5 protein-coding genes are annotated in these 4,992 nt (G+C 24.5%); 2 read left to right on the forward strand and 3 right to left on the reverse strand.

Annotated elements, in window-relative coordinates:
* The first annotated feature begins 282 nt into the window (after positions 1-282).
* Together mnmA and recD2 are read left to right on the forward strand one after the other, a co-directional pair.
* Entirely contained in the window at positions 283-1,416 is a 1,134-nt protein-coding gene (mnmA, locus tag D9R21_RS04280; protein WP_126821235.1) for a tRNA 2-thiouridine(34) synthase MnmA, read from the forward strand.
* 15 nt (positions 1,417-1,431) lie between these two features.
* Positions 1,432-3,594 (forward strand): SF1B family DNA helicase RecD2, encoded by a 2,163-nt coding sequence (recD2, locus tag D9R21_RS04285; RefSeq protein ID WP_126821236.1) that lies wholly within the window; start codon positions 1,432-1,434, stop codon positions 3,592-3,594.
* 60 nt (positions 3,595-3,654) lie between these two features.
* Here the strand turns inward: recD2 and D9R21_RS04290 are convergent, their stop codons facing one another.
* From D9R21_RS04290 to D9R21_RS04295, 3 genes are read right to left on the reverse strand one after another with little or no spacing between them, the layout of a single operon-like run.
* The gene (locus D9R21_RS04290) at positions 3,655-3,885 is read right to left on the reverse strand and encodes a hypothetical protein (RefSeq protein ID WP_126821237.1); all 231 of its coding nucleotides are present in this window, start codon (positions 3,883-3,885) and stop codon (positions 3,655-3,657) included.
* Positions 3,886-3,908: 23 nt separating this feature from the next.
* On the reverse strand, positions 3,909-4,067 hold the full coding sequence (locus tag D9R21_RS07105) for a hypothetical protein (protein ID WP_158613881.1): 159 nt from the start codon (positions 4,065-4,067) through the stop codon (positions 3,909-3,911).
* Between the two features lie 21 nt (positions 4,068-4,088).
* Positions 4,089-4,304 (reverse strand): hypothetical protein, encoded by a 216-nt coding sequence (locus D9R21_RS04295; RefSeq protein ID WP_126821238.1) that lies wholly within the window; start codon positions 4,302-4,304, stop codon positions 4,089-4,091.
* Positions 4,305-4,992: the final 688 nt, after the last annotated feature.

Consider the following 4,992-nt stretch of genomic DNA (forward strand, 5'->3'; position numbering starts at 1 on the left):
TCAGAAAAAACCTATTTTATTAAGTGTAAAAGATACTATCTAACGATTAATCCAATAAATATAAGTATTTTTACAAAATAAAAAGCACTTTATTTTTTTTAATAAAGTGCTACATTTGCATTTACAATTTACAAAAGAAAAAAAGAAAGGTCTTAAAATTTATATAGTAAATTATTTAAACAATAGGAAACCAATTTCTTATCTTGGGATTTTTAATTTTCAATGTTAAAATAATAGTACTAATTAATTATTATTTATTTATAAAAAAGGAAGTGATGTGCAATGAAAAAAGTTGTTGTCGGATTATCTGGAGGGGTTGATTCTTCAGTTAGTTTATATTTATTACAACAAGCAGGCTATGATGTAGAAGGTCTTTTTATGCGGAATTGAGACAGTCAATTAAATAATGATATTTTAGGAAATAAAGCAATTAATAATGTGATTTGTCCACAAGAACTTGATTATAATGATGCTGTTAATGTTAGTAAAACATTACAAGTACCATTGCACCGTGTTGATTTTATTAAAGAATATTGAGAATATGTGTTTAAACATTTTATTAATGAATATCAAAAAGGGCGAACTCCTAATCCAGATATTTTATGTAATAAGTATATTAAATTTGACTATTTTTTAAACTATGCAATTAATAACTATCATGCTGATTTTATTGCCATGGGACATTATGCTCAAGTACGATTTAATGAAAAATTACAAGAATATCAATTATTACGGGTAATTGACCGGGATAAAGATCAAACTTATTTTTTAAGTCAATTGAACCAGGGGCAATTATCAAAAACATTTTTTCCATTAGGAAATTTAACAAAAAAAGAAGTTAGAAAAATTGCAAGTGCACAAAATTTAAGCACAGCTAATAAAAAAGATTCAACAGGAATTTGTTTTATTGGAGAACGTGATTTTAAAAACTTTTTACAAAATTATATTCCAAATCAAAATGGTAATATTGTTGATATTGAAACAAAAGAACTTGTTGGTCATCATAATGGGGTGATGTATTATACAATTGGTCAACGTCGTGGTTTAAATTTAGGTGGGATGAGTGAACCATATTTTGTGGCTGGTAAAAATGTAGAAAACAATATTTTATATGTTGCAAAAAGTAGTGAAGAAAAATGACTATATTCAACGAGTTGTATTATTACTGATGTTAATTGAATTAATACTTTACATGAAAAAGAATTTAATTGTACAGCTAAATTTCGTTATCGTCAAAAAGATATTCCTGTTAAAGTAACAGTTTTAAGTGATAATAAATGTCTTGTGCAATTTGCAACAAAAGTAAAAGCGATTACGCCAGGACAAGCTGCTGTTTTTTATGATGATGAAGTTTGCCTTGGGGGCGGAGTTATTAATGATGTTTATTTAGATAATCAAAAATTATGATATTTATAAGAAAGGATTACTAAAATGGCTGAAAAAATACGGGGTTATTTAAAATTAATTGTTTTTGAGTCCAATAATGGTTATCGGATTTGCAAATTTCAATTAGAAAATGATAAAACACATTTTATTTTTATTAAAGGATTTTTATCAACTTTACAGCCAGAACAATTATATGAATTACAAGGGGACTTTGTCTATAATGAACGCTATGGTGAAAATTTTGAAGTTAAGGAAATTCATAAACTTTCCCCACGGAGTAATGATAAGGTTTTAAAATATTTAACTAGTAGTTTATTTCCCACAATTGGTGAAAAAGCAGCACAAATAATTATTGATTATTATCAAACCGATGTGATTACCAAGATTAAAGAAAATTTATCAGTCTTACATGAAATTCCGGGTATTAGTGTTAAGCAAGCTAATATTATTGCAAAGGTATTTAAGTCAATGAGCCGTGATGATGAATTAAATCATCAATTTAATCAAAAAGGATTATCATTACAAGTTTTATCTTTATTAAAAACAAAATATAATGTTGATCAGATTTATGCTTTATTAAAAAAAGATCCTTATTCATTATTATTAAAAGATAATATTGCTTTTAAAACAATTGATAAGATTTATTTAGCATTTGAACAAGAACCTTTTACTAACATTCGAATTGGTTATTATGCCTGATATTTAGCAAAAGAATTTTGTAATAATAATGGTGATACTTATTTAACGTTAAATGAATTAACAAAAATCTTACAAAAGAATTTTCCTTTTTTAACAAAAGAACAGTTGTTAGTCGGATTAAAATATAGTAAAGAAATTAAATTATTAATTTTTAAGGATGATAAAATTTATGTTGCAGAAATATATCATAGTGAAATTAATATTGCTGCAATGTTGGTTGGTTTGAATACGATTGATCAATATGATGATCAAAAATTAACAGAAGAGTTAGAAAAGTTAACAAATAAAAAACAAATTACTTATAATATTAATCAAACAAAAGCAATAAAGGATGCTGTGCATTCTAATTTTTTAGTTATTATTGGAGGACCTGGTACGGGTAAAACAACAGTTGTTGATGGTATTGTTAGTCTTTTAAAAAAAGTTTATCAACAATCAAAAATTGTATTAGCAGCACCAACCGGAAAAGCAGCCAAACGATTACGAGAAAAAACTGGGCAAAAAGCTTTAACAATTCATAAATTATTAAAATATGATGCTTTGACTAATCAATTTTTTTATAATGAAAATAATCCTTTGGAAAATGATATTTTAATTTTAGATGAAGTTAGTATGGTTGATAGTTTGTTATTATCACAAATTGCAAAAGCTAGTGTTAATTTGCGTAAATTAATTTTAATTGGTGACCCAAATCAATTACCGTCAGTTGCTTGTGGTGATTTGTTACGAGATATTATTCAAAGTGATGTTTTTAATGTTATTAAATTAGAAGAAGTTTATCGTCAAGAAGCTGGAAATGACATTTTAGAACTATCTTATGCAATTGAACAAGAACATTTTGAAGGTAATAATTTATTTGACAAAAAAGATTTTACTTTTATTAATGAAACTGATTCACAAACATTATTAACAATTGTTGGTAATTTATATCAAAAACTTAGTGATGAATATGGAGCAGATTATAATGCTATTCAAGTAATTGCCCCAATGTATAATGGTCCAGTTGGAATTAATGCATTAAATACTTATTTGCAAAATCGAATGAATCATGCAAGTGGTCAAAAAGAAATTAAGATTGGGCATCTTTTTTTCCGAGTTAATGATAAAGTTATGCAACTTAAAAATCGACCTGAATTAGAAATTTATAATGGCGATGTTGGCATTATTGTTGATATTAAAAAAGATAAAAATTTAAATGATGTAATCTTAGTAAAATACGATAATGTAATTGCATATAGTAAAGAACTTTATTATGATATTACTTTGGCTTATGCTTGTAGTGTTCATAAATTGCAGGGCAGTGAATATGATAATATTATTTTTGTAATAACAAAAAGTTTTTGAATGATGTTAAAACGAAATATAATTTATACAGCAATTACTCGTGCTAAAACTAAATTATATTTAATTGGTGAACCATCAGCATTTTTATATGGTGTTAATAATTTACCACAAAAACGGCGAACAACTTTACAAGAAAAAATTAAAACATTTTTAAAAGAACAATAATTATCATATTTTGCCTAGTTTTAATGTTATCGTAAAAAATTTAACATAAAACTTATTAAATTATAGAGGCGTTGCAATGGCGCCAAGATTAGCAGATGCTATTGTAAACATATTTATTAAATTATGGCCTGTAAAAGTTTTATTAGTAGTGCCATCAAAAGCATCACTAACATAGTAAATGGTTTCATCCGGATTATCATCAATCAATATTGCTATTATAATAACAACATGTTTTACTTGACTATTTGGTCATCAAGGCGGACTGCCTTTAATGCCAAGTATTACTGGCATATCATTTTTAAGACTAAGTTTAACTAGATTTTGTAATCATAGTTTTTGCTCATCTTTTTACCAAAATTTTGTTCTAAGACATAGTTTTGATATTCTAAAAAATTTGGATGTAGTTGCAAATTAATATGTTTATTTAATATTGGAATAGCATTCTCCATCAAAGTTCCATCATTTGTTTTCATTTCATTAGCTAATTCATCTTGCTATAATAAATCATTATTATTTATGTAACTAATAATAGATTTAACTGATGCTGGAACACAATAATATTTTTGTTCTTTCTGGAAGTTAGGAAAATTATGTTTTAATGAAATATAAGTTGGTGGATTTATTATAGTATTTTGTGTTGTTACAGTAGTAATAAATAAAGTGGTAATGATAAATAAGGCAATACTTAATACATTTATCATTTTTGACATTTTAATTTATCCTTTCTTTTTTTTTAAAATATTTTAAGATAGTTTTATCATAATGTAAATTGTAATATGAAGCAGAAAAAAATCAACTTTTTTCAAAGTTGATTTTTTTCTGCTTCATATTACAATTTACATAATTTAAAAAATTAACAAATTATTTTTTAAAATCATTTTGTTTATTTGAAACTTATTGATTTAGCAGTGAAATAATTTACTTTTTTTCACCAAACCAGTTTTTTTGTTATAATGGGGGTGCTTAAAATTAATATTAATAAATTAACTTAATTTTAAGCAAACAGAGAAACATATATTTTATAGTTTTCATTAGTTTATATTTAAAATGTGTAATTAAAATCTCCTTTTAGTTACACATTTTGTTTTCATTGAAAATATTTTCAAAAAGTCAATTTCTATTGCTTTTTTATAATAAAGATATAAATAAAGATATAAAAAGGAAATTAGTTTGAAAATATTGTTAATATAAAATAATTATGATAAAGTTAAGATTGTAGATGATTTTAAAAATATTACTAATATTTTTAAGGTAAATGACTTTATTAATTGTAAATTGTACTATGAAGTGTAGCAGTTTATTTAATATCATTATAACATCAATAAAATAAATGTTCAATATAATTTATTTTAAAAAAATTTAGTAGTTTTGTCTTAAATTTATTAATTTTGACACACC

It is taken from the genome of Spiroplasma endosymbiont of Megaselia nigra (assembly GCF_003987485.1).
Taxonomy (GTDB): domain Bacteria; phylum Bacillota_I; class Bacilli_A; order Mycoplasmatales; family Mycoplasmataceae; genus Spiroplasma.